The 22,462-nt window shown below is 54.0% G+C and carries 23 protein-coding genes and 1 pseudogene; 3 read left to right on the forward strand and 21 right to left on the reverse strand.

What is annotated here, in order from left to right:
• Window positions 1–88: 88 nt before the first annotated feature.
• The 3 genes from AB4N98_RS27175 to namA form a co-directional block, all read right to left on the reverse strand.
• Window positions 89–1,108 (reverse strand): alpha/beta hydrolase, encoded by a 1,020-nt coding sequence (locus AB4N98_RS27175; protein ID WP_135196277.1) that lies wholly within the window; start codon window positions 1,106–1,108, stop codon window positions 89–91.
• Window positions 1,109–1,177: 69 nt separating this feature from the next.
• On the reverse strand, window positions 1,178–1,561 hold the full coding sequence (locus AB4N98_RS27180; RefSeq protein WP_460149114.1) for a nuclear transport factor 2 family protein: 384 nt from the start codon (window positions 1,559–1,561) through the stop codon (window positions 1,178–1,180).
• A 68-nt stretch (window positions 1,562–1,629) separates the two neighbouring features.
• Window positions 1,630–2,670, reverse strand: a complete 1,041-nt coding sequence (gene namA, locus AB4N98_RS27185) for an NADPH dehydrogenase NamA (RefSeq protein WP_099491992.1) — start codon at window positions 2,668–2,670, stop codon at window positions 1,630–1,632.
• A gap of 112 nt (window positions 2,671–2,782) precedes the next feature.
• Between namA and AB4N98_RS27190 the strand changes: the two genes are divergently transcribed.
• Entirely contained in the window at window positions 2,783–3,172 is a 390-nt protein-coding gene (locus tag AB4N98_RS27190; RefSeq protein WP_012724350.1) for a winged helix-turn-helix transcriptional regulator, read from the forward strand.
• Window positions 3,173–3,328: 156 nt separating this feature from the next.
• On the opposite strand, the gene ggt is transcribed toward AB4N98_RS27190, so the two are convergent.
• The 4 genes from ggt to AB4N98_RS27210 form a co-directional block, all read right to left on the reverse strand.
• Window positions 3,329–5,059 (reverse strand): gamma-glutamyltransferase, encoded by a 1,731-nt coding sequence (gene ggt / locus AB4N98_RS27195; protein WP_460149115.1) that lies wholly within the window; start codon window positions 5,057–5,059, stop codon window positions 3,329–3,331.
• Between the two features lie 183 nt (window positions 5,060–5,242).
• Complete coding sequence (locus tag AB4N98_RS27200; RefSeq protein WP_099491990.1) at window positions 5,243–6,502, reverse strand: cation:dicarboxylate symporter family transporter; 1,260 nt, start codon at window positions 6,500–6,502, stop codon at window positions 5,243–5,245.
• A 113-nt stretch (window positions 6,503–6,615) separates the two neighbouring features.
• A complete protein-coding gene (locus AB4N98_RS27205) occupies window positions 6,616–7,041 on the reverse strand; it encodes a VOC family protein (RefSeq protein WP_135196279.1) in 426 nt (141 codons plus the stop codon).
• A 165-nt stretch (window positions 7,042–7,206) separates the two neighbouring features.
• Entirely contained in the window at window positions 7,207–7,542 is a 336-nt protein-coding gene (locus tag AB4N98_RS27210) for a LysR substrate-binding domain-containing protein (RefSeq protein ID WP_223271416.1), read from the reverse strand.
• Window positions 7,543–8,247: 705 nt separating this feature from the next.
• Between AB4N98_RS27210 and AB4N98_RS27215 the strand changes: the two genes are divergently transcribed.
• Window positions 8,248–8,883: a LysE family translocator gene (locus tag AB4N98_RS27215; RefSeq protein ID WP_027616449.1), complete on the forward strand. Its 636-nt coding sequence runs from the start codon at window positions 8,248–8,250 to the stop codon at window positions 8,881–8,883.
• A gap of 27 nt (window positions 8,884–8,910) precedes the next feature.
• Here the strand turns inward: AB4N98_RS27215 and AB4N98_RS27220 are convergent, their stop codons facing one another.
• The 13 genes and pseudogenes from AB4N98_RS27220 to thrC all read right to left on the reverse strand — a co-directional run bounded on the left by AB4N98_RS27220 (window position 8,911) and on the right by thrC (window position 20,767).
• Window positions 8,911–9,675 (reverse strand): methyl-accepting chemotaxis protein, encoded by a 765-nt coding sequence (locus tag AB4N98_RS27220; RefSeq protein ID WP_373682479.1) that lies wholly within the window; start codon window positions 9,673–9,675, stop codon window positions 8,911–8,913.
• Window positions 9,676–9,816: 141 nt separating this feature from the next.
• Window positions 9,817–10,803, reverse strand: a pseudogene (locus tag AB4N98_RS27225) (cache domain-containing protein); the annotation flags it as partial.
• A 32-nt stretch (window positions 10,804–10,835) separates the two neighbouring features.
• A complete protein-coding gene (locus AB4N98_RS27230; RefSeq protein ID WP_051550466.1) occupies window positions 10,836–11,339 on the reverse strand; it encodes an Lrp/AsnC family transcriptional regulator in 504 nt (167 codons plus the stop codon).
• Window positions 11,340–11,351: 12 nt separating this feature from the next.
• Window positions 11,352–12,113, reverse strand: a complete 762-nt coding sequence (locus AB4N98_RS27235; protein ID WP_027616446.1) for an ABC transporter ATP-binding protein — start codon at window positions 12,111–12,113, stop codon at window positions 11,352–11,354.
• A gap of 52 nt (window positions 12,114–12,165) precedes the next feature.
• A complete protein-coding gene (locus AB4N98_RS27240) occupies window positions 12,166–12,876 on the reverse strand; it encodes an ABC transporter permease (RefSeq protein ID WP_027616445.1) in 711 nt (236 codons plus the stop codon).
• On the reverse strand, window positions 12,873–13,601 hold the full coding sequence (locus AB4N98_RS27245; protein ID WP_027616444.1) for an ABC transporter permease: 729 nt from the start codon (window positions 13,599–13,601) through the stop codon (window positions 12,873–12,875). Before AB4N98_RS27245 ends, AB4N98_RS27240 begins: the two co-directional genes overlap by 4 nt.
• Before the next feature lie 51 nt (window positions 13,602–13,652).
• On the reverse strand, window positions 13,653–14,435 hold the full coding sequence (locus tag AB4N98_RS27250; RefSeq protein ID WP_027616443.1) for a transporter substrate-binding domain-containing protein: 783 nt from the start codon (window positions 14,433–14,435) through the stop codon (window positions 13,653–13,655).
• 173 nt (window positions 14,436–14,608) lie between these two features.
• Window positions 14,609–14,926: a DMT family transporter gene (locus AB4N98_RS27255; RefSeq protein WP_122675166.1), complete on the reverse strand. Its 318-nt coding sequence runs from the start codon at window positions 14,924–14,926 to the stop codon at window positions 14,609–14,611.
• Window positions 14,927–15,069: 143 nt separating this feature from the next.
• Window positions 15,070–16,272, reverse strand: coding sequence for a trans-sulfuration enzyme family protein (locus tag AB4N98_RS27260; protein ID WP_139645610.1), 1,203 nt, complete (start codon window positions 16,270–16,272; stop codon window positions 15,070–15,072).
• A gap of 51 nt (window positions 16,273–16,323) precedes the next feature.
• Window positions 16,324–17,742: an aldehyde dehydrogenase family protein gene (locus AB4N98_RS27265; protein ID WP_122675014.1), complete on the reverse strand. Its 1,419-nt coding sequence runs from the start codon at window positions 17,740–17,742 to the stop codon at window positions 16,324–16,326.
• A 2-nt stretch (window positions 17,743–17,744) separates the two neighbouring features.
• Complete coding sequence (locus AB4N98_RS27270; protein ID WP_122675015.1) at window positions 17,745–18,794, reverse strand: homoserine dehydrogenase; 1,050 nt, start codon at window positions 18,792–18,794, stop codon at window positions 17,745–17,747.
• Window positions 18,795–18,911: 117 nt separating this feature from the next.
• Window positions 18,912–19,349: an Lrp/AsnC family transcriptional regulator gene (locus tag AB4N98_RS27275; protein WP_027606629.1), complete on the reverse strand. Its 438-nt coding sequence runs from the start codon at window positions 19,347–19,349 to the stop codon at window positions 18,912–18,914.
• A 14-nt stretch (window positions 19,350–19,363) separates the two neighbouring features.
• Complete coding sequence (thrC, locus tag AB4N98_RS27280) at window positions 19,364–20,767, reverse strand: threonine synthase (RefSeq protein ID WP_135196280.1); 1,404 nt, start codon at window positions 20,765–20,767, stop codon at window positions 19,364–19,366.
• Window positions 20,768–21,005: 238 nt separating this feature from the next.
• On the opposite strand from thrC, the gene AB4N98_RS27285 reads away from it, so the two are divergent.
• Complete coding sequence (locus AB4N98_RS27285; RefSeq protein ID WP_027616437.1) at window positions 21,006–21,488, forward strand: DinB family protein; 483 nt, start codon at window positions 21,006–21,008, stop codon at window positions 21,486–21,488.
• Window positions 21,489–21,543: 55 nt separating this feature from the next.
• Here the strand turns inward: AB4N98_RS27285 and AB4N98_RS27290 are convergent, their stop codons facing one another.
• Complete coding sequence (locus AB4N98_RS27290; protein ID WP_027616436.1) at window positions 21,544–22,437, reverse strand: dihydrodipicolinate synthase family protein; 894 nt, start codon at window positions 22,435–22,437, stop codon at window positions 21,544–21,546.
• Window positions 22,438–22,462 lie beyond the last annotated feature (25 nt).

Genomic DNA, 22,462 nt, shown 5'->3' on the forward strand with positions numbered 1-22,462 from the left:
GCAAGCAGCTTCGCAATGAGATGACGAGGTGTTTTCAATGACGAAGCCCGCAGTTTCACCGTGACCTACGGGTTCTTTGTTTTTGAAATTACTTGCTCAGGTTGATCTTGAGTTCCTGAGAAGCCTGCGCAATCGCGCTGCGCGGCGTCGGCAGATGGCTGAAGCCATTCGACAGACCGAAATCGTGAATCATGCCGTTGTAGCGAACCGTCTTCACAGGCACACCCGCAGCGTCGAGCTTGCGGCCGTAAGCTTCAGCTTCATCGCGCAGGACATCGAATTCGGCTGTCTGGATCAGCGTCGGCGGTAAGCCCTTCAACTGTTCGGGCGTGGCCTGCAGTGGAGAAGCGTAAATCTGTTTGCGTGTCTCGGCGTCGGGTGCGTAATAGTCCCAAAACCACGCCATCATGTCCTTCGTCAGGAAATAGCCGTTGGCAAACTCCTTGTACGACGGCGTGTCAAAATTGGAATCTGTCACTGGGCACAGCAACACTTGCGAGCGCAGTGCAGGTCCACCCTTCTCGTTCGCCATCAGGGCAACTACGGCGGCAATGTTCCCGCCAGCACTATTGCCGGCTACGGCGAGGCGAGTGCCGTCTACCTTGATATCTTCGCCATGTTCGGCGACCCATTTTGTCGCGGCATAGGCTTGCTCGGTGGCGACGCCATATGCCGCCTCTGGCGAGAGGCTGTAGTTGACGAAGACCGCCACCGCACCCGAGCCTACCACCAGGTCACGCACCAGTCGTTCGTGGGTCGGGAAGTCGCCCAACACCCAGCCGCCGCCATGGAAATACATGAACGCGGGCAGCGTCTTCTGTTGGCTACCGACCGGGCGCACGATGGTCAACTTCAGATCGCTGCCGTTGACGCGGATCGTCTTCTCACTGACATCAGCTGCCGGCAAGGCCACTTGAGGGGCAGCCTGGGCGCCCGCCAGCGCGGCACGGGCATCGACCGGCTTCATGGAATCGAGCGTCGGCACACCTTCAAGCGATTGCAAGAGTTTCGCCGTGTTGTGCTCAACTCCCGGGTATGTGGTGGCGGAGGCACTACCCGGCGCAAGAGTAACGACCGTAAAAGCGAGAGCGGAGGTAAGGGTTTTCATGACGGTTCCATTTGTATGGCTGAGTGCCGGGAAGCAATCAGCTACAGCAGACTCAAGGACGACAGAGGTTCAAGGCGCGACGTGGGTGTGAAAGATCTTGCTGACGACCGTCCACTTGCCATCGACTTTCAGCAGATGGAAAAAGTCGGTGAAAGAAATGCCTGACGTGTCGTTGGCGTCGATGCGCGCGCTAGCCGCCGTACCGACAATCTCAATGCGGACGATAGCTGCCGGTGCATCTGGAGAGGGGCGAAAACCCTCATCAATCCCCTTGAACAGGATTGGAATTGCGCCACCGGCCAGCTTACCGTCGCCATCGACGCTAAACATGGTCGCTTGCTCATTGAAAGCAGGCTTCATGAGGCTGCTTTTTGCTTGCTTGCAGCCCTCGATGTACTGGTTCAGCACCTCGGTGATGGCGTGGTATTCGTGTACGTAAGTAGGTTTGCTCATGGTTAACTCCTGCTTCATAGGATTGAGGATTAGCGCGCCGCAGCGGCGCGCGTTCGACGTGGACAAGTTCAGGCTTGGGTATCAAGCCATACAGAGCCGTAACGCGTGTAGGCAGCAGGAATCTCAATGATTTCTTTCAAATCATCTGCTGCAGTGCGCACCCAGAACGGATCACGCAGCATTTGCCGGCCGACAAACACCAAGTCAGCTCGGCCGTTTTGCAGGATGTCTTCGGCCTGACGCCCACTCTGGATGACACCCACCGCACCCGTCGCAATATGCAATTCTTTGCGCAGCAACTCAGCGGCCGGGACTTGGTAACCAGGATAGGTCTGAACCTTGATCATCTTGATCCCGCCGGAGCTGCAGTCGATCAGATCGACGCCCTGCTCTTTCATCCAGCGACCGTATTCAAGGAACGACTCGGGGGTATTCCCGCCTTCGGCGTAATCAGAGCTGGAGATACGGACAAACAGAGGACGATCGCCCCAATGGGTTTTGACTTCCTCCAGCACTTCGCGCAGGAAGCGATAGCGACGCTTGGCATCACCGCCATATTCGTCGTCGCGGGTATTGGCGAGTGGGGAGAGGAACTCATTCAGCAAATAGCCATGCGCGGCATGAATCTCAAGCACATCAAAGCCCGCGTCACTGGCACGTCGTGCGGCATCGCCATAGAGTTTCACCAAACCCGGAATTTCGTCAGCCGCGAGTGCGCGAGGCACAGGGCTGGTTTCCGTGAACGGGATAGCCGATGGCGCGATGTGAATGAGATTGGGCAGGTCAGCGTTGCGCCCCGCATGGCCGATCTGAGCACCGGCTTTGGCACCAAAGCTGTGAAGCAGTTCGGTCAGCGCTTTCAAGCCGACGATGTGTGCGTCACTCCAGATACCGAGGTCACCGGCCCCGATACGACCGTCGGCGTGGACTGCCAGCGTTTCCGGGAAAATCAGCCCCGCCTGCCCCAAGGCGCGAGCACCGTAATGCACTCGGTGCCACTCAGTGACAAAGCCGTCATCGGCAGCCATGTGCATGCACATCGGCGACATAACGACGCGGTTTTTCAGTTTAAGGCCTTTGATTTCATGAGGAGACAGCAGCAAACTCATCTAACTAATTCCATAGTGATCGATATGGAATAATGTTAACGTGCGCATCCGATTCGCGTAAGTACGCACATTTTTGTGCTGTAGGTACATTTTTTATACCTAGGAGATCCCTTTGAAGAAATGCACCCCACAGAGTGAAGTTGAAGCGTTTGCCTGTCCTGTCGCCTTTACGGTGGATGTCATCGGCGGCAAATGGAAATCGCTCATACTGTTCCATCTGATGTCAGGAACGAAGCGGTTCAACGAATTGCGTCGGCTGATGCCAGATGTGACCCAGAGAATGCTCACACTACAACTCAGAGAGCTGGAGACAGATAAGGTTATCCATCGCGAAATCTATCGAGAGGTCCCGCCCAAGGTCGAGTATTCCCTAACAGCATTAGGCAACACGCTTGCCCCACTGATCAGCGCGATGCGGGAGTGGGGAGCGGTGCATGAGCATGCAATCCTGGCATTCAGGCGCGCTGAGATTGATGCAAATTCATTTGAGTCGCTCGCCTAACTTTAGATTCTTGTCAGGCAGGCGAACGCCTCAGCGCAGGATAAAGAACTAGCACTGGGGCGTGGGCTCTGGTGGATCTCGATCCACCTGGATGACCACCCCCTTACCGAGTGCTTCTGGCCAAATGCTCGTAAGCCAGACGAGCGGATTGACCCGCTACTTGGCGATGGACGTGACGCCCCTCCCCCTGGGATCAGATACGGGTTCAGGCACGCCGTGCTCAACGCGGATTGCCTGAATATCACCGTTGAAGCCCTGGTTAGCCAGGTAGTAGCCAGCGACGTCAAGGTCCGCCGCCAGTTGCCCGGAAATCGGCGCGTAGGGCTCCCAGAAGATCGTGTTGGCAGGCAGCAACTGGTGGTGAAAGCGCATCGTACCCACCGCGTCTTTTAGCCCTAGGTGGAAGTCATACACGTTACTGACAACCTGAAAGATCGACGTGAAAATCCGCGAGCCACCCGGTGTACCAATGACCAGGGCGACCTTGCCGTCCTTCAGGAAAATCGTCGGAGTCATCGAAGACAATGGCCGCTTTCCGGGTTCGATAGCATTGGTATCAGTGCCCACGACGCCCATCTGATTGGGCACCCCCGCCAGTGCCGAAAAGTCATCCATCTCATCATTTAGCAAAATACCGGTTTTTTCTGCGACCACACCGGAGCCGAAAAAGCCATTGAGCGTGTAGGTGTTGGAAACGGCATTGCCCCATTTATCGACGATTGAGAAGTGCGTGGTCTGGGGTTTTTCCGGCGATTCAATATTCAGGCCGGCGACGACCTTATTGGTGTCCGAAGGGACCGACAAATTGATCTGCGACGCCCGGCCCGCCAGGTAGTGCTCGTCGATCAACTCATGCACCGGCACCGTGTAAAAATCCGGATCGCCCAGGTACTGCGCCCGATCGGCAAACACCCGCTTCTCGATCTCCGCCACCAGGTGCATATAGCGCGCGGAATTGAGCGGCACGCCCTGGAAATCCTCGCGGCGCATCTCTTTCATCTTCAACAGTTGCACCAGCGCGACCCCGCCGGAGCTGGGCGGTGGAGCGGTGACAATCTGGAAGCCATTCCAGTTGGCTTGTATGGGATCTCGCCACACGGCTTTGTAGTCGGCCAGGTCCTGCGTGCTGATCAGCCCGCCATTGGCACTCATATCGGTCACGATCAACGCAGCGGTTTTACCGGCGTAGAATCCTTTAGGACCTTGCGCGGCGATGCGTCGGAGTACCGCCTCAAGTTCGGGCTGCTTAAAGGTGGTACCGGCCTGCAGCTTGCCGAAATGTTCAGCGAAGTTGGTTTTACCGGCGAAGCGTTTTTCGTTTTCGCTCGTAGCGATACTGGCCAGTGCTTCATCGACGACGAAACCATGGCGCGCATAGTGAATGGCCGGTTCGATCAGCTGCGTCCATTTGAGCTTGCCAAAACGTTTGTGCGCTTCCCACAGACCGGCGACCGTCCCCGGCACACCCACCGACCGGTGGCCGATCACACTGCCTTGCGGTTGGTCGGCAGCAATCACTTTTTTACCCGAGCTGTCGACGAACATGTCTCGCGTCGCTTTCAGCGGCGCACGCTCGCGGTAATCGAGAAAGTAGGGTTTGCCCTTGAAGTAGACGGTCATGAAACCGCCTCCGCCGATGTTCCCGGCTTCGGGGTAGGTCACGGCCAGGGAAAAGGCAACGGCGACAGCCGCATCCACGGCATTCCCGCCTTTGGCAAAGATTGCGTTGGCGGTGTCCGCAGCAAATTGGTCAGGTACGGCCACCGCAGAGTGCGTCAACGCCGTGCGTGGGCTGGCGACCGCCAGTTGATAAGTTCCCATAAATAGCAACACCATCCATAGTGCGACGCAGCGACGCGTCCGATAGAACACTGATTTCTTGCACATAGACCACCTGTTTTTTTTATAAATAATGGCAGCACAGTGGCAACTAACAGGGCACGATTATTTATCTGAACCGAGCACACGGGCGCCTGAAAAGAATCAACACGCAACAACTTCTTATTGGTTTGTCAGCCAAAAAAAGAGCCCTCGACGCGGTTAACGTGGAAGGCTCTTGTGTGTTGCTGATTAAGCGTTCTGCTCGACCCCTACTGAGCTTTTTCGCTCCAGGGGGGCTTTCTCCCACTTGGCGATAACCAGGGGTGCGATTGCATTACCCAGCACGTTCAAGGTGGTAGTGCCGCTGTCGATGATCCGGAAGATCCCGGCAATCAACGCGACCCCTTCCAGCGGCAGCCCGGCAGACGCCAAAGTAGCCGACAGAATGATGATGGCGAACCCAGGTACACCCGCAGCGCCCTTTGACGTCAGCACCATCGTGACCACCAGCAGAATTTGCTGAGTCAACGAAAGATCGATGCCATAGAGTTGGGCAATGAAGATCGTCGCCACACCCAGGAAGATCGAAGCACCGTCCAGGTTGAACGCATAACCCACCGGCACCACGAAGCTGACGATTCGCCGAGGCACGCCGTAGGCTTCCAGCTTGGTCATCAACTGCGGCATGACAGCCGCAGAAGCTGCACTGGAGAAGGCCAGGATCAGCTCATCGCGGAAGTACTTGATCAACTTGAAGACGTTTTCGCCGATCAGGTAGCAGATACCGCCGAGCATCACCAGGGCGAAGGTAATCAGCGCCAGGTACACCACACCGATCAACTTGAGCAACGGCAGCAACGAGGCAAATCCGAAGGTCGCTACAGTGGCGCCGATCATGCCGAATACACCGATCGGTGCGTAGGCCATGACAAACGACACCACCTTGAACATGGCGTCGGAGAAGCCCTGCACAACCGCTACAACCGGCGCACTTTTGGCTTTGGGCAACGTGTTCAACGCCATGCCCAGCAGCACCGCAAAGAACAGCACCGACAGCAACTTCCCTTCCGACATCGCGACAATCACGTTATCGGGCACGATGTTCTGCAGGATGATCAGCGCGCCTTTCGACGGCTCCATATGCACGGCTGCTGCGTTGTGCGCGATGCCCGCGATTTCGGTGCCTTTACCCGGCTCGAACATGTTGGCGAAGCACAAGCCAAGCACGATGGCGAGACTGGTGATTGCAAAGAAGTAGATCAACGACTTTGCGCCCATACGACCGAACGATTTGTTATCACCGCCCCCAGCAATGCCGAGGATCATGCAGCAGAAAACAATCGGCACGACGACCATTTTCATCATCTTGATGAAGATATCACCGAGCGGTTTAAGGATTTCGGTACTGACCCAAACTTGATTTTCCGGGTGGGTATTGAAATACCAACCCACGAGCACGCCAAGCAACAGCCCGGCAACGATTTGCCAAACTAAGGGGATACGTTTCATGTCTAGCCTTTTTGTTGGAATGAAAGGACTGCGTGACGGCAGTAGCTAGATTCATGAGCTTCCAGCTCATTTATATTTTCCTGACGCACTCTTTGGCGTGCGCCAGGTTTTTATTATTTAGAGAAGAGCTGGCTCATATCCTTGAACGCCTTGAACTCCAGCGCGTTGCCGCACGGGTCGAACAGGAACATGGTGGCTTGCTCGCCGACCTGGCCTTTAAAGCGAATGTAGGGTTCGATCACAAACTTGGTTGCGCGCGCTTTCAAGCGCTCGGCCAGGGCTTCCCATTGTGCCCACTCCAGGATGATGCCGAAGTGCGGAACCGGCACGTCGTGGCCGTCTACCGGGTTGCTGTGCACGCTTTCCTGCGAAGCAGTCTTAGGGTGCTCATGGATGACCAGTTGATGGCCGTAGAAATCGAAGTCTACCCATTGGTCGCTGGAGCGACCTTCGGAAAGACCGAATACCTCACCGTAGAAGTGACGTGTGGCGGCCAGGTCATACACAGGGATTGCGAGGTGGAAAGGAGAAAGACTCATCAGGACTCCGATAACAATTTTTTATTGGTTTGTGGTGCCGGACACCGTGGTCGCTGCCCGACGGCTTTTTGAAGGTGGATTTATGCTAAAGCCGAACCAACTTAAAAAAAATCAATATAAATTTTTCAAAAGCACAATTTTATTTTGTTAATCGGCAATCTCTTTTTACTGCTCCCAGCCCCCCTGAATCGCATGGGTAATTTTATCGACAAACACCCTTGTCTTCGTCGGAACCCACCGCCCCGGGGGCATCACGGCATAGATACCACCCGTTGCCGCTCCTTCCCATTGCCTCAATATTTGTACAAGCGTGCCACCACGCACCGCCGCACCGGCCAGCCAATCAGGCGTCAGAATGATCCCTGCGCTCTCCACAGCAGCCTGTAAAAGCGCCTCCGAACTATCCGAGATCAGCGGCCCCGTCTCAATGCTGATTCCGTGTCTAGGCGACTGGAGTCGATGGACACGCGGATCGATCCCCCTGGCAACCGCGCATTGCACATCGCGCAGAGCATGAGCATCTCGCGAGCCAATTTCTGGATAGATGAAGAGAGACAGACCCGAAAAGTCCGCTTAGGGATATCAACTCACAACCCATAATCCTCTTCCGAGCGACCACGGATTTGCCCCATTCGGGTTGCTCATCCAGTATATGGAGGCGCACTGAATACCAGCCACGGCCACCCAGGTCCGTGTCGGCAATCGCCGTTCGCGATCGCTCGTACGCCCGGTGTGAATGGGGGCGTAACTGGGGGCATAATTCGTTTTTTTCAGGCTGTAACTACCGCCCTAGAGCCAAGTCAAAATGTTTTTTGGCGACCCTGAGAGTCTCTAGGGGCCGGATGGCGGGCTGTTTATCCGATCACTTCTGCCTTTTCAAGGACCATGGAGATCCATCCACCTCCAGTGCATTGCTACATTGGGGGCATATCTGAGGGCATGCTTTGGATGGTTCGAAAAGGATGCCCCCAGTCTAAGGTCTAGCAGCCCAAATCTCGAAAAATCACACGCTGATGACGGGATTGGCAGGGGCAAACTCGGCGTAGGACTACAGGAAGTTGGCGATGGAAAACATCCCATTGAGCGCGATCCAGTCCCACGAGATGAGAATCAAATAAGCCAGAAAATTCAGCTAAAGAACCCAATGACGAATAGCTTATGAACACTTAAGCTGCGAGCTATTACAAGCAGCTCGAGGGTCGACTGATGTCATTTGATTTCCACCACCTTCTACTCGTTTTTACCGCCTACATTGTTGGAGCGGCAAGCCCGGGGCCCAGCAATATGCGGATCATGGGCGTTGCCATGCACCAAGGCAGAAAACCTGCGCTGATGCTTGCAGCCGGAGTGATCAGTGGTTCTTTTTTTTGGGGATCGATGGCCGCCACAGGCGTCTCGGCCATTCTGCTTCAGTTCGCAGAGGCACTCTTCGTGCTCAAGATCGTCGGCGGAGCATACTTGCTGTTCCTAGCCCTGAAAGCGGGACGTTCTGCCCTGACACCTGACGAGAAAATTGAGAAAGCGCTGGGCGCAGCACCGCCTATCTCGGGTTTTGGCCTCTACCGGCGGGGCTTGCTTATGCACCTGACCAACCCAAAGGCATTACTGGGTTGGATCGCCACGATGACGCTCGGCCTGGGACCACAAGCGACACCTGTAACAGTTATGATCATCCTGGCTGGCTGTGCCGTGTTGAGCATTTCTATTTTCTGCGGTTATGCGATCGTTTTCTCCACGGCACCGATGATTCGGGGTTATCGCAGGGCGCGCCGATGGATTGAAGGCACCCTTGCGTTGGTCTTTGGCGCAGCAGGTTTTAAGCTGCTGTTCTCGCGCGCGTGATTCAATGCCTGCTCTTGTAGGGATGGCCTAAGTTCGAAAGCCATCCACCAGCTGCTTGAGTCGTGTGGCTTGTCGTTCAAGATCGTCACAAGCAAGCAGTGTGGCCTGCAGGTTTTCCACCCCTTCCTGGTTGAGGTTTTTGATCTCGGTGATGTCGATGTTCAGTGAACCGATGACCGAAGTTTGCTCTTCAGTTGCTGTCGCCACCGACTGGTTGATTCCGTCAATCTCGCCGATGCGCTGACTGACGCTGCCCAGCCGCTCACCGGCCTGGTTGGCGATAATCACGCCGTCCTTACTGTAGCGCTCGCTTTCGTTCATGGTGAGTACCGCCTCACGTGCGCCCATCTGAAGCTCTGCAATCATTGTATGGATCTCTTGGGCTGACGTCTGCGTGCGGTAAGCCAGGCTGCGAACTTCGTCAGCTACAACAGCAAACCCACGCCCGGCTTCACCCGCCCGCGCGGCCTCGATCGCGGCATTGAGTGCCAGCAGGTTGGTCTGTTCGGAAATGCCCTTGATGACTTCAAGAATTCGACCGATATTTTCGGTCTTACCATTCAGCGCCTCTATGTTGCTGCATGACGTGCGGATTTTCCCAGAGAGCGCGCCCATGGCATTTATCGTTTGGGTCACCACCTCGCGGCCATCTTCAGCCTGGCACCGGGCATCCGACGCCTGAAGGGAAGCGTCACCTGCGTTACGCGCGATTTCCTGGGCCGCCGCGCCGAGTTCGTTAATCGCGGCCGCAATACTGTTGGTGCGATTGGCCTGGTCGTCCGAGTTCGACATTGACGCACTAGAGGTCTGCGTTACACGCCTGGCCACTTCATTGACATGCTCGGTAGCAGAAGACACTTCACGTATTGAGTGCTGAATACGTTCCACGAAAAGGTTGAAGTCTGCGGCCAGTTCTCCGAACTCATCTTTCGAATGCGCACTCAAGCGGCGGGTAAGGTCGCCCTCTCCCTGGGCGATATCCCGCATGGTTGTACCTATCAACCTCAGGGGCCGCATCAGTACGCGAATAAGCAAGCCCAGCAAAAGCAGCGTGGTCGCAACGGCAATAACCATCGACAAAATGGCGGAAGTGCGAAAGTCATCAAGTGCCGCATAAGCTTTGCTTTTGTCGATGGACAAACCGATATACCAGTTCACCGAAGGCAGTCCCTTGATCGGCGAGAACATCAAAATTTGAGGTTTTCCGTCCTGCTCCGTCTCGCTGATATGGGAGCTAAGTGATGGCGTGTTCAGGGGGTAAATATCGCTCAATTGCTTCATCACCCGTTCTTTTTCTGGATGAACCAACACCCTGCCATCTGCGTTGACCAGAAAGGCATAGCCAATTCCACCTAGGTCGAGCGAGCTGACAATGGTCGCCAGCGTCTCCAGTGTAAGATCCCCGCCTACCACTCCAAGCGGCTGGCCGTCCTGACTGACCGGCGTTGCAATGGTCATCATCAGTTGCCCTGTCGTCACATCGAGGTAAGGCTCAGTCAGCGTTGTCCCTCCTGCAGCCATTGCGTCGGTATACCAAGGCCGGGTGCGAGGATCGTAATCAGCAGGTAGATCGTCCTTTGGCCGGATGACGAAACTACCGTTACGACTGCCTAGATAAGTGAAGGTAAACGTCGATAGCAACGACCTCTGCTCCAGCAGCCGCGTGATGTTTTGCGACGCGGGATCATTGGCAACCTCCTGGGCAACATGATCTATTAGAAGTACCCGCCCAGAGAGCCAGAACTGAACGCTTGCAGCCGTGATCTTGCTCATTTCCTCTAGGTGGTTTTCAAGGTTCGAGCGAATGGTTTTGCGCTGAATCGAGTCGTTGTAAAGCGTAAAAAGCGAAAACGCTGCGACAACAACGAATGATGCTGCAAGCAATACCTTATGACTGAACTTCAGGTTCGCAATCATCATGGTTTATCTCTAGGCGTGAAGTGTTGTAATTGTTATTCGATACCAAGGTGCGTCGATGAAGGCTTGATGACGGCCAGCTGTGGATAGGCCACTAGTTTCTCGAGGTGCAGTTCAGTGCTCTCCAGCCATGATTCAGTGATTGATCGGAAATGCTCCATATCCCGGCAGCGTATTCGGAGGCAGTAATCAAGCGCACCACTCACCAAGTGACACTCAATGACTTGCGGGCAAGCACTGACAAGCGCCTCAAATACCTTTTGCGTGCTGCATCTCCTGCCCTCATCCAGTGTCACTAGAACCACCAGTGATAAACCGGGTAATAGCTTGCGCTCGTCAATAAATGCCCCGTAACCGCGGATGACGCCCAGCCTCTCCAGCTTGCGAACGCGTTGCTGACAAGGGCTCTCGCTCAAGTGCACCAGTGAGGCGAGTTTTTTATAGGTGATGCGCCCATTGCGGCGCAATACGTCGACGATGGCCGCGTCGATGCGTCCCAAACCCTCATGGGCCGCGTGGTTCTTTGTTCCGCTGGTCATAGCCAAAGCATTTCACTTAAGCCCGTTGGACAGAAACTGCTGCAGGCGCTCGCTTCTGGGGTTATCCAGAATTTCAGGTCCGCCCTGCTCTTCAACCAGTCCTTGATGAAGGAACAGCAGTTGGTTCGACACTTTGCGTGCAAACCCCATTTCATGGGTCACCATGATCATGGTGCGCCCCTCTTCAGCAAGCCCCTGGATGACTTTGAGCACCTCGCCCACCACCTCAGGGTCAAGCGCCGAGGTGGGTTCGTCGAACAGCATGACTTCGGGCTCCATGGCGAGGGCGCGGGCGATCGCTACCCGCTGCTGTTGACCACCGGAAAGAAATGCAGGGAACTGATCGGCAACACGGGCAGGCAAGCCGACTTTATCCAAGTATCGCCGCGCACGGTCTTCTGCGTCTTTTTTGCTGATGCCTAGCACCCGACGCGGGGCAATGGTGATGTTTTCCAACACGGTCATGTGTCCCCACAGGTTGAAATGCTGGAAGACCATGGCCAAGCGGGTACGCAGTCGTTGCAGCTCGCGGTCATCCGCCACACGTAATCCAGCATGATTTTTAACCATGCAAATTGGTTTGCCATCCAAACTCATGGCACCGTCGTTGGGTGTTTCGAGAAAATTGATACAGCGCAGGAACGTACTCTTTCCCGAACCGCTCGCGCCGATCAGGCTAATGACATCGCCCGTTTTGGCCTGCAGGGAAACACCCTTGAGTACTTCATGGGTACCGTAACTCTTGTGTAGTCCGTCAACCGTCAATTTGTACATGTTCGCAATCATCCTCTAAGCGGGTTGGGAGCGGCCCTGTCAGATACAGGGCTCAGTGAGTCGGCCCTAAAAAGGCCAGCCAATGACGTTCGGCAATTCGGAACACTCCGACCAACGCAAAGGTGACCGCCAGGTAAATCAGTGCCGCAATCCCAAACGATTGAAAGGTTAAAAAGGTCGCTGAGTTCGCGTCACGGGCAACTTTGAGAATGTCCGGCACCGTGGCGGTGAATGCCACCGTGGTTGAGTGCAGCATCAAGATCACTTCGTTGCTGTAATACGGCAGCGAGCGACGCAAGGCTGACGGCATGATCACAAACGCATAGAGTTTCCATCCCGAGAGGCCATACGCTTTTGCCGCCTCGACTTCGCCATGAGCGATGTTGCGAATGGCCCCGGCAAATATCTCGGTGGTGTAAGCGCACGTGTTCAGAGCGAAGGCAAGAATGGTGCAGTTCATTGCATCGCGAAAGAATGCGTCCAACACAGGCTGAGCGCGTATTGCGGCGAGGCTGTAGATTCCGGTGTAGCAGATCAGCAGTTGGATGTAGAGCGGTGTCCCCCTGAACAGGTAGGTATAAAACTGCACTGGCCAGCGCACGTAAAACCTGGGGGACACGCGTGCGATGGACAATGGAATAGATACGATAAAGCCGATGAAAAGCGATGCGCTGAGCAACCATAGTGTCATGGCCAGACCAGTGATTTGCTGGCCATCGCTGTAGACGAATGACCTCCAGTACTCCTGCAGTAGTTCGATCATCGCACTGCCTCCCGTAAACCCGCGGCGTAGTGTTTTTCCAGACAGCGCAGGACGAAGTTGGAGATGCTGGTGATGATCAGATAGGTCAGTGCAGCCAGTACCAGGAAAAAGAACAATTGATAGGTACTTTTTCCTGCGTCCTGGGCAGCCTTTACCAAATCAGCCAGGCCGATGATCGACACCAATGCGGTGGCTTTAAGAATTACCATCCAGTTATTACCCAGCCCCGGGAGGGCAAACCGCATCATTTGCGGGAATACCACAAAGCGAAAACGCTGGGCGCGACTTAACCCATAGGCAGTAGCGGCTTCGACCTGTCCACGGGGTACGGCCAGCATGGCGCCGCGGAAAGTTTCGGTGAAATAGGCGCCGTAGATAAAACCAAGGGTGATGATTCCTGCGACGAAGGGATTGATTTCGATGTACTGCCAGCCCAATGCCACTGTGATGACCGTCAGCCAGGTTTGCAGACTGTAGAAAATCAACAGCATCAGCACCAGATCCGGCACCCCACGAATCAGTGTGGTGTAGAGCTGCGCGGGCATACGCAGCAGCTTGAGACTGGACAGTTTAGCGCTGGCGCCCATCAACCCGAGCAATACGCTAAGCAAAAGAGAGCACAGGGACAGCTTGACGGTCATCCAGGTGCCTTCGAGCAGCAGCGGGCCGAAGCCTTGCAAGCTGAATGCAGAGAGCCCCAATGCGCCTAATAATGGTTCAAACATGATCAACAACCTATAGCGAAAACGCCCATCCAGCGGACGAGCGCCGGGTGGTTATTTGCCGCTGTAAAGATTCAGATCGCCAAAATGCTGCTTCTGGATCGAATCATAGGTGCCATCGTCGTGAAGAGCCTGGATCGCTTTATCCAGCAAGGCCTTGAGCTCTGTATTGCCCTTGGCGATGCCGATGGCTGTTTTGGAGGGAAGATAAGGGCTCTCGACCGACGGGCTCATTTCGTAGTCAGCGCCCTGGGGGGAGTTGATAAAACCCAGTTGGGCTTGAAGCGCATCCTGAAGGGATGCATCCAGCCGCCCCGCTACCAGGTCGTAATACACCTGATCCTGGTTCTGATAGGACTGGATTTTTATCCCGGCTTTGTCCAGCACGGCCTTGGCGTAAGCTTCCTGGATACTGCCTTGAAAATAGCCAACCGTTTTGCCTTTGAGTGATGCCACATCCGTGCTCAGGTCCGACCCCTTCTTGAACACATAGGACGTGAATCCGGAGAAAAGCTCGCTTGAAAAATCAATGGCTTTTTCACGAGTGGCCGTCACGGTCATGGATGACAGGATACCGTCGAACTTGCCGGCCCTGAGGCCTGGAATCAGGCCATCAAAATCGCTTTCCACCCAGATGCATTTGACTGAAAGCTTGGCGCAAATCGCGTTGCCCAAGTCAATATCAAATCCCTTGAGGCTGCCATCGGCGGCCTTGGACTCAAACGGCGCGTAATTGGCATCTACGCCGAAACGCAAGGTGGAGTATTCTTTGGCAGACACTGCACTTGTGCACAACGCCAAGCCCATTACTAAACATAGCTTCTTTAGCGAAATCATAATTACATCCCTAGATATTGTAGTTGGATTAAGGGCAGTAAACATCCGACAGCATTAACCATGACGCTCGTTATTATTTAGCGAGACCTGCGTCTGGACTTGAACGTTACCTGAGTACGGCGACTTTACGAATATGGCAAATTGAACGTTATCACGAGCAAAATGCTCGCCTTTCAAGCAGACACCAATTTCATCATTAACAGTCCACTGACAATCAATACGGCGGCCACGATACGCAACAGCGTGGCGGGTTCACCCATGAAGAAAATACCTGCAGCAAAAGCTCCCACAGCGCCGATCCCCGTCCAGATGGTGTATGCCGTACCCAGCGGCAAGCTCTTCATCGAGAAGGACAACAGCGCAAAACTGGCAATCACGGTTACAAATGTAATGACCGTGGGCACTAATCGCGTAAACCCTTCAGATTGCTTCATCGAAAAAGCCCACACAACTTCAAATATCCCCGCAACTATCAAACTCACCCAAGCCATGAGCAACTCCCAATCAATAAAAAACACCAAGACTGTTTGCGCCAGGCGCAATTAACACGTCAACGTTATTAAAAAAGACCCCCGCGAGGACGGGGGTAAAGACGGGTTGACCAAACCCTGGTTACATAGCGCCCGTATTCAAATCACTTGAATGTTGCGTCCAGCGCGAACGCAATATCCTTGATCAAGTCTTCTGGGTCTTCCAGCCCTACAGAAAACCGCAAATGACCGTACTGGCGGAACTCTTCGGGGTACTTGTCAAAGCCGCCTCGACCCTCTGCACCTACGTGCACGATCAGTGATTCGTCATGCCCTAATGAAACGGCCGACGTGATGATGCGCAGGTTCGAGACAAAGCGATTCTGGGTATCAGGATCACCCTCTACGGCAAACGCCATCACAGCACCATAGCCCTTGCCCGCAAATTGCCGGCGCGCCAACTCATGCTGCGGGTGGGAGGGCAAACCGGGGTAGTAGACGTAGGCAATCCGATCATCGCTATCCAGAAACTGAGCCAACTTTTCGGCCGAGTTCAATAATTGCTTCAAGCGCAGAGGCAACGTGACCGAGCCGCGCATGATCATCCACGCGTTGAACGGCGAAATGGTCGCGCCGAGGTCAACCAAGGCATCATTCTTGATCTTGTTGATCAACTGGTTGGAGCCGATCACTACCCCGCCCATGGCATCACCATGGCCATTGATGTACTTGGTCAATGAGTGAATGACGAAGTCGACACCGTGTTGACTTGCACGAAAAAATGGAGGCGGCGTGAATGTGGCATCCACAGAGATCAGCGCGCCATGAGCGTGTGCAATCTCAGCCAATGCCGCAATGTCTGCAACTTTCGTGGTGGGGTTGGCGATCGTTTCAGTGTGGATCAGCTTGGTATTGGGGCGAATGGCGTTACGTACCGATTCCAGGTCACCTACGTCTACGAAGGTTGCCTCAATGCCGTAACGTTCAGGCAGTAGTTCGGCGAAAAGCCGCCAGACTGCCTGGTAGGTGATGTCACTGACGATGACGTGATCACCACTTTTCAAGAATGAAAAAAATACCGAGTGCAAGGCAGCAACACCGGTCGCGAATACCACCGCGTCTTCACAACCCTCAAGGGCTGCGAGTTTTTTCTCAAGGCAAACCTGGTTGTGGCCTTGATTGCGTGTGTACACGAGCCCGTCCGGGCTCGACCAGTCCATGGTCGCGGGGTCTTCCGGCAAGAGATAGGAGTTCGCCATAACCAATGGCGTACGGACGGCGCCACTGGTGACATCCGCGACATTGCCGCCATGAACAGCAAGTGTCGCTGCAGATAATGTCGAAAGGTTGTGCTTATCGGGGCGCATGTCGATTCCTCGTTATTGTTGTGTAATTCATTCTTGAGTTGAGCGAATTGTTTAGCTTCCACTCACACCGTTGATGCAAATGACCTTGGGCTGCGTCATATCTTCGTAAGCAAAACGTACGCCCTCGCGGCCCATGCTCCCGTACTTGAAACCGCCGAAAGGCATTGCATCAAAGCGGTAGTCGGAAGAGTCGTTGATCATCACCCCGCCCGCCTCCAGTCGTTTAGCGGCGGTCATTGCAACCTTTAGATTGCTGGTGAAGATCCCAGCATGCAGGCTGTATTCAGGCTCGTTAGCCAGCGCTAACGCTTCATCCAGGGAGGCGACGCTCTGGAGGATGACCACCGGGCTGAACACTTCTTCGCACCACAACTTGCATTGGCGGTCGACGCCTTCCAGCACGGTAGGTGAATAGAGCGAGCCGTTACATGTGTTGCCAAACAACAACGTGGCGCCTTTGGCAATGGCGTCATTGACCACTTCCTCGGTACGCTTGGCTGACGCCTCGGTAATCATCGGCCCTACGTCCGTCTGCTCATCTGCAGGGTTACCGACGATCAACTTAGAGGTCTGTTCAACAAAGCGCGTTTTGAAGGTTTCATAGAGTGAGGCCTCGATGAGGATCCGTTGGGTACCGATGCAGTTTTGTCCGGCCGCCCAGAAAGCCCCCGACACGCATGAATCAACGGTTTCATCCAAATCACAATCAGCCATCACGATGACCGGCGCATTACCGCCAAGGTCCATCGCTAGCTTCTTGAGGCCAGCTGTACGAGCGATCTGCTCACCCGTGACAAAGCCGCCAGTGAAAGACACCATGCGCACCGCACGGTGGGCCACAAGAGCCTTGCCCAGGGCGGCGCCGCCTGTTGCGACGGTGGCAACAACCGGAGGCAGACCCGCGTCGATCAAGCACTCCACCAGCTTGATCGCTGATAGCGGTGTGAGCTCAGACGGCTTTAGAACAACTGCATTTCCTCCTGCAATGGCAGGCCCCAATTTATGCGCGACCAGGTTAAGCGGGTCGTTGTAAGGGGTGATGGCAACGATGACGCCCAACGGTTCACGGGTGAACCAGCCCTGACGGGATTCAGACCCGACATAGGCGTCAAAAGGAATGACTTCACCGGCATTGCGCTTGGCTTCTTCGGCAGACAACTTCAAGGTATTGACGCATCGCAACACCTCCTTTCGCGCCTGCTTCAGCGTTTTTCCTGACTCCGCGACGATCAGTTTGGCAAAGGAGTCCTTGTCACGCTCGACTGAGCTTGCGGCCTTTTCCAAGATACGCGCACGCTCATGGCGCGGCAGATCCTTGGCAATCAAGGCACCTAAAATGGCGGTGTCAACTATCGTGGTAGCGGATGATGCGGGTATGTCTGCCACTTCACCCACTTTGCTGCCGTCAAACGGGCTGAGCACCGTAATGGCCTTATAATCAGCAGCGAGCGAGAGACTCAAGCTATTCATGATTACTTACCTGACGTGGTTTTGTGGTTGTGGATGCTTACGATGTCGGCGAGCAAGGCAAATGCGGTTTCAAAACGACCTGCCCCCGCACCCACTACAGTGACGGGACCGAGAATGGCCGTGTTGAAGGTAATTGCGTTGGTGGCTCCGCTCACGGCTGAGAGCGCGTCGCTCGCCGGCAAGAGCTTCGGACTCACTGATGCTGAAATCGAACCATCGCTCCGTTTCTCTGCGCTGCCAATCAGCTTCCAGCGGGCATTTGCTTTCGTCGCCTCGGCAATATCCTTGGCCGTGATTTCAGAAATCCCTTTGCACAGGACGTCGCTTGGTTTGAGTTTTGCGCCTAGCAGTTCATTGGCGAGGATGACAACCTTCAAGCGCACATCGTGCCCTTCTACATCCGCTGTTGGGTCAGCTTCGGCATACCCCAGTTCCTGCGCTTTTGCGACAGCACTGGAGAAGTCCAACCCCGTCTCCATGCTGGAGAGGACAAAGTTTGAAGTACCGTTGAGAATCCCCTTGAAGCCGGTGATTTCCGAGCCTGCCAGTGACTCCTTGGCCAAACGGATAACCGGGGTCCCACTCATGACAGAACCTTCAAATTCAAAGCAGGCGCCGGTGCTATCGGCCAGCGTCTTCAAGCTTTGTGCATGCAGCGCCACGGGCCCTTTGTTGGTGGTCACGACACTGACGCCCTTTTCCAGAGCCCAGCGGCAGAAGGTCGTAGCCGGTTCACCATCCACAGGATTGGTGAACGTTGCCTCAGCGACAATATCGGCGCCAGAGAAGCGGATAACGGTTTCGTTTGCCGGCTCAGCAGTCCCGCCGGCCAGGGTCCTGAAACTGCCTTTAGCAGCAGGCACTGCTGCCAATTCACGAGCGTCCAGGCCGTCTTTGTTAATGATCGAACCGAGGTAAAGGTCACTGACACCGACAATCTTCAAGGTAAAACCTAATTCATCGGCCCAACGCGAATTCTTATCGGCAATAAGCTGGGTCAGCGCGCGGTTAACGCCACCAAATCCAAGCAACGCAATTTTGTATTCAGTCACGACAGGGTTCTCATTGTTATGTTGTGGTGCTGAGATAGTAAGCCGCCAACTTAACTTTACGAATATGGCAAACAGAACGTTGTTGCGAGCAAAATGCTCGTACAACAGCGCAACTTGCTATTTTGTGCTCGACAGAACAAAAGACGTTACGGTATTCAGGACTCCCGGCAGCGTCGAGATCTCACTCCATACCCTGTGGATACGATCTGCATTCATCGCCTGAACCGTCAGTACAATATCGAGGTCGCCACTCATCACATTGCAGGAAATAACTTCAGGCATTGCACCAACGGAACGAACAACTTCTGAATCTCGCATACGATCCTTACGATAAACGAAGATTAATGCATTAATGGGTCCTGCATCAGCTGAAGGCATACCTTTAATAATTGTGTAGCCTCGGACATACCCATCGCGCTCCAATCGCTCAATCCGCAGCCTGACTGCGTTCCTGGACAAATTGACTTTTAGGGCAATATCGTTGTGGGCCAACCGTGCATTGCGAGTTAGCTCCTCCAAAATCTTTTCATCAACTTTATCTAAAACACGTTTCATCTCTGGCTCCGGACTTATAACGAGTGAGACTCCGTGTCTTTTGATAATGCCCTGACCAGTGAGATCAGCGACCTGACGTCGTTGGGAATTGAAGTACAGTCTTGTTCAGCAACTACAGGAACACCAATTGTATTTAGGTGGCCAACAATCTCTGACTTTTGGGTTGCAGTGCCAACTTTCGACGGATGTGTGGTTGCCAGGCAAATCATGGGGATCATCAAGCTGCGTCTGCTTACACGTGCAGCGCGCAAGCCGATGGCGGTATTGGGACTGACCAGATATCCACTCTCTGCAAAGACCTCATGAATACAACTGAATGCGTCTGCATCGTCCACAGCCAGTGAGTCAAACAGTTGGCGTGCCTCCAACCATTCATCCTGCGCTAACTGAATAGTTCCCTCGCCTTCTAGCAACTGCATATTACGAGCTACTTTTTCTCCGCATCGATTTAAAATGCTCCACTGTAGGCGCTCAAAATTAGAGGCTAATGAAACATTCATCGTGGGAATTTTGGTAGCACGAATTTCATTTCGACTGTACAGATTTGATTGGAGAAAGTTATGCAGTCCGGCGTTAGTATTCGTGGCAACGATAAGCTGTCGAATCGGCAGTCCCATTTGCTTGGCAATATAACCAGCGTACAGGGCGCCAAAATTTCCAGTCGGGACACTGAAAGCAATCTCTCTTTTAGGCGCACCGAGCTGAAGAGCAGAATAGAAATAGAAGGAGAGGTGCGCAAGTACGCGAACCCAATGCACTGAGTTGAACGAAATAAGATGCTGCCGTGCATTATTACTTTGTTTCAGGAACTGCTCACACAAACGATGACAATCAGAATAGTCTCCGTCGACCGCAACATTCACAACATTATCTTCGTGCGTACTCAGTAAGCGTATGCGATCCTCCGCCGTTAACCCCATGGAAGGATGCAATACCAACAACGTAACGCCCTTCATTCCCGAAAATGCTTTTATTGCTGCGGCGCCAGTATCTCCACCTGTACAACCTATAATCAGCGCCTTCTTACCAGACCTGAGTAAATCATGATCGATAAAGCGAGACATCAACTGAAGGCCAACGTCTTGGTAGACGCCTGACGGCCCATGAAACAATTCGAGTATCCACTCGTTACTTGCGGTCTGGTACAGCGGTGTCACTGCGTTGCTTTTAAAACAATCAAAAATCTCGTCAAGCATCCGAGACAACAGATCCTGCTCGATCCATCCCCCCAGAAAGGGCTCGATTACGTAGCGAGCCAATTCATGGAAGGGCAACCATTCGAGCTTTGAGAGCTCCTCCTTTTTGAAGCGGGGAACCTTGTGCGGCACGTACAAACCACCGTCAGGCGCGTACGCCCCCATCAGCACCTCGCTGAATTCGTACGTTCTACCAGGGGTCCGTGTGCTGACGTATTTCATGATCCAAGACACCCTCAAGCCATTTCCGAGCCGGCCGCCTGCAAGCTGGGGCTTCTGCGGAATTCAATGCGGTAGCGTTAATCGCCTTTGATCCAGCTTCATACCAATGACCATAAAAGTCAATATATCGACTATTATATCTCGCTAACGGTATTCCGTTCCCGTTACACGAACCCCCCTTTTGTCCAAGCCCATGGGATGTGCGAGGGCCGACAATGCTTAGAAATGGGAGAACACCATGTGTGCCAAGAATCTGCTGCACTCGCTTTATCAGTACAAGGCATGGTCTGAGGATGTGTTATTCAGGTGCTTGAAAGCGCCCATTTCGCAGTCGTTTCCTGTGGAAATGGAGAAGGCCTGTTATTGGCTCAGGCACATCAATATTGTGGACCAACTATTCATCGCCAGACTGCAGGGAAAACCGGAGGAATTTGACGACGTCGTCACTGAGCAGCGGCAAGACATTCGTCAGTTGGAAGAGGCTTTCACAGCGGCAAATCAATGGTTTGTCGATTACACGAAATCAGTCACTGCAAAGGAGCTGTCTGAACCGGTGGAATTTATTTTCAAGGATGGCAAACCCGGCAACATGACCAAAGAACAAATCCTTGCTCATGTGCTTTCTCATGGCCTGCAGCATCGAGGAAGTGTTAGCACGATCCTACCCAGGGAAATCCTGGAGGGACACCAAGATCATTTCACAACGTTTTTGAAACTGTAGGCAGTTGGATTTCTGCCTCCTCAACCATGATGAGGCAGAGTGTTCACCGCAGTGCTCAGCTCAATTCGAGCGCGTCTATCACCGCTGCAATTTGCTTGCGTCCTTCCCCTTCGATGGTTCTAAGCGGCAAAGGCACGCTCGGAGAGTGAGTAATGCCGCGTAGCTCCGCTGCAGTGGCTATCACGCGAAAGCTACCGCCAAATTGGCTGAACAATGCCCAAAGCGGCTTCAAGGATTCGGAGAGGCGCATAGCCTCAAAGGCGTCACCTGACAATGCTGCTCGTGTGATGGCGAGCGCTGTATTGGGGAACAAACCGCCCATGACCGAATACCAGGCATCGCAGCCGGCATTCATTCCAACAGCGGCAAACGCATCGCCGCTTATTCCAATAGTCACGTGACTCGGAATCAATTTCCGCAGGCGCTCCACACGCTCCCTGGCCAGATGTGGCGCCTCGGGGACGCCAGGGATTTTGATTGAGCTGACATTGGGTAGCTCTGCAATACGCCCGTGTAACTCATCGGTAAATTCGAAATGAGTGGTACCAGGATTGTCATAGACACATAGCGGGATTGAGACGTTGGCCGAAACCATTTCGTACATCGAGAACACATCGTCCTGAGTCAGTTTTTGATATGACACGGGTGGCAGCAGCAAGGCTTTGACCCCCACGGCTTGCGCATCCTCAGCCAGCAGCAAAACGTCGCGTGTACGCAGCGCGCCGATGCTCACCATCACAGGCACGTCCTCCGCGGCCTCTACTGCCAACTGAGCAACTCGAGAACGTTCGGCTCGAGAAAGATACGCATAGCTTCCGGTGGATCCTAGAGCCCCGATGGAATCTACTTTAGCTGCCACCAATTGCTGCACAAGACAAGTAAAAGCATTTTCGTCCACACCCTGCTCATCCATAGGGGTCAGAGGAAATGCACTAAGACCGGTAAACATCGTCATCACTCCTTGCAGTGGTCTA

The organism is Pseudomonas sp. S3_E10, from assembly GCF_054667615.1.

What these genes read in the sequence shown, in the direction of transcription:
- AB4N98_RS27175 (WP_135196277.1), bottom strand. Translation starts at nt 1,108, where the DNA reads ATGAAAACCCTTACCTCCGCTCTCGCTTTTACGGTCGTTACTCTTGCG.
- AB4N98_RS27180 (WP_460149114.1), bottom strand. Translation starts at nt 1,561, where the DNA reads ATGAGCAAACCTACTTACGTACACGAATACCACGCCATCACCGAGGTG.
- namA (WP_099491992.1), bottom strand. Translation starts at nt 2,670, where the DNA reads ATGAGTTTGCTGCTGTCTCCTCATGAAATCAAAGGCCTTAAACTGAAA.
- ggt (WP_460149115.1), bottom strand. Translation starts at nt 5,059, where the DNA reads ATGTGCAAGAAATCAGTGTTCTATCGGACGCGTCGCTGCGTCGCACTA.
- AB4N98_RS27200 (WP_099491990.1), bottom strand. Translation starts at nt 6,502, where the DNA reads ATGAAACGTATCCCCTTAGTTTGGCAAATCGTTGCCGGGCTGTTGCTT.
- AB4N98_RS27205 (WP_135196279.1), bottom strand. Translation starts at nt 7,041, where the DNA reads ATGAGTCTTTCTCCTTTCCACCTCGCAATCCCTGTGTATGACCTGGCC.
- AB4N98_RS27215 (WP_027616449.1), top strand. Translation starts at nt 8,248, where the DNA reads ATGTCATTTGATTTCCACCACCTTCTACTCGTTTTTACCGCCTACATT.
- AB4N98_RS27220 (WP_373682479.1), bottom strand. Translation starts at nt 9,675, where the DNA reads ATGTCGAACTCGGACGACCAGGCCAATCGCACCAACAGTATTGCGGCC.
- AB4N98_RS27230 (WP_051550466.1), bottom strand. Translation starts at nt 11,339, where the DNA reads ATGACCAGCGGAACAAAGAACCACGCGGCCCATGAGGGTTTGGGACGC.
- AB4N98_RS27235 (WP_027616446.1), bottom strand. Translation starts at nt 12,113, where the DNA reads ATGTACAAATTGACGGTTGACGGACTACACAAGAGTTACGGTACCCAT.
- AB4N98_RS27240 (WP_027616445.1), bottom strand. Translation starts at nt 12,876, where the DNA reads ATGATCGAACTACTGCAGGAGTACTGGAGGTCATTCGTCTACAGCGAT.
- AB4N98_RS27245 (WP_027616444.1), bottom strand. Translation starts at nt 13,601, where the DNA reads ATGTTTGAACCATTATTAGGCGCATTGGGGCTCTCTGCATTCAGCTTG.
- AB4N98_RS27250 (WP_027616443.1), bottom strand. Translation starts at nt 14,435, where the DNA reads ATGATTTCGCTAAAGAAGCTATGTTTAGTAATGGGCTTGGCGTTGTGC.
- AB4N98_RS27255 (WP_122675166.1), bottom strand. Translation starts at nt 14,926, where the DNA reads ATGGCTTGGGTGAGTTTGATAGTTGCGGGGATATTTGAAGTTGTGTGG.
- AB4N98_RS27260 (WP_139645610.1), bottom strand. Translation starts at nt 16,272, where the DNA reads ATGCGCCCCGATAAGCACAACCTTTCGACATTATCTGCAGCGACACTT.
- AB4N98_RS27265 (WP_122675014.1), bottom strand. Translation starts at nt 17,742, where the DNA reads ATGAATAGCTTGAGTCTCTCGCTCGCTGCTGATTATAAGGCCATTACG.
- AB4N98_RS27275 (WP_027606629.1), bottom strand. Translation starts at nt 19,349, where the DNA reads ATGAAACGTGTTTTAGATAAAGTTGATGAAAAGATTTTGGAGGAGCTA.
- thrC (WP_135196280.1), bottom strand. Translation starts at nt 20,767, where the DNA reads ATGAAATACGTCAGCACACGGACCCCTGGTAGAACGTACGAATTCAGC.
- AB4N98_RS27285 (WP_027616437.1), top strand. Translation starts at nt 21,006, where the DNA reads ATGTGTGCCAAGAATCTGCTGCACTCGCTTTATCAGTACAAGGCATGG.
- AB4N98_RS27290 (WP_027616436.1), bottom strand. Translation starts at nt 22,437, where the DNA reads ATGTTTACCGGTCTTAGTGCATTTCCTCTGACCCCTATGGATGAGCAG.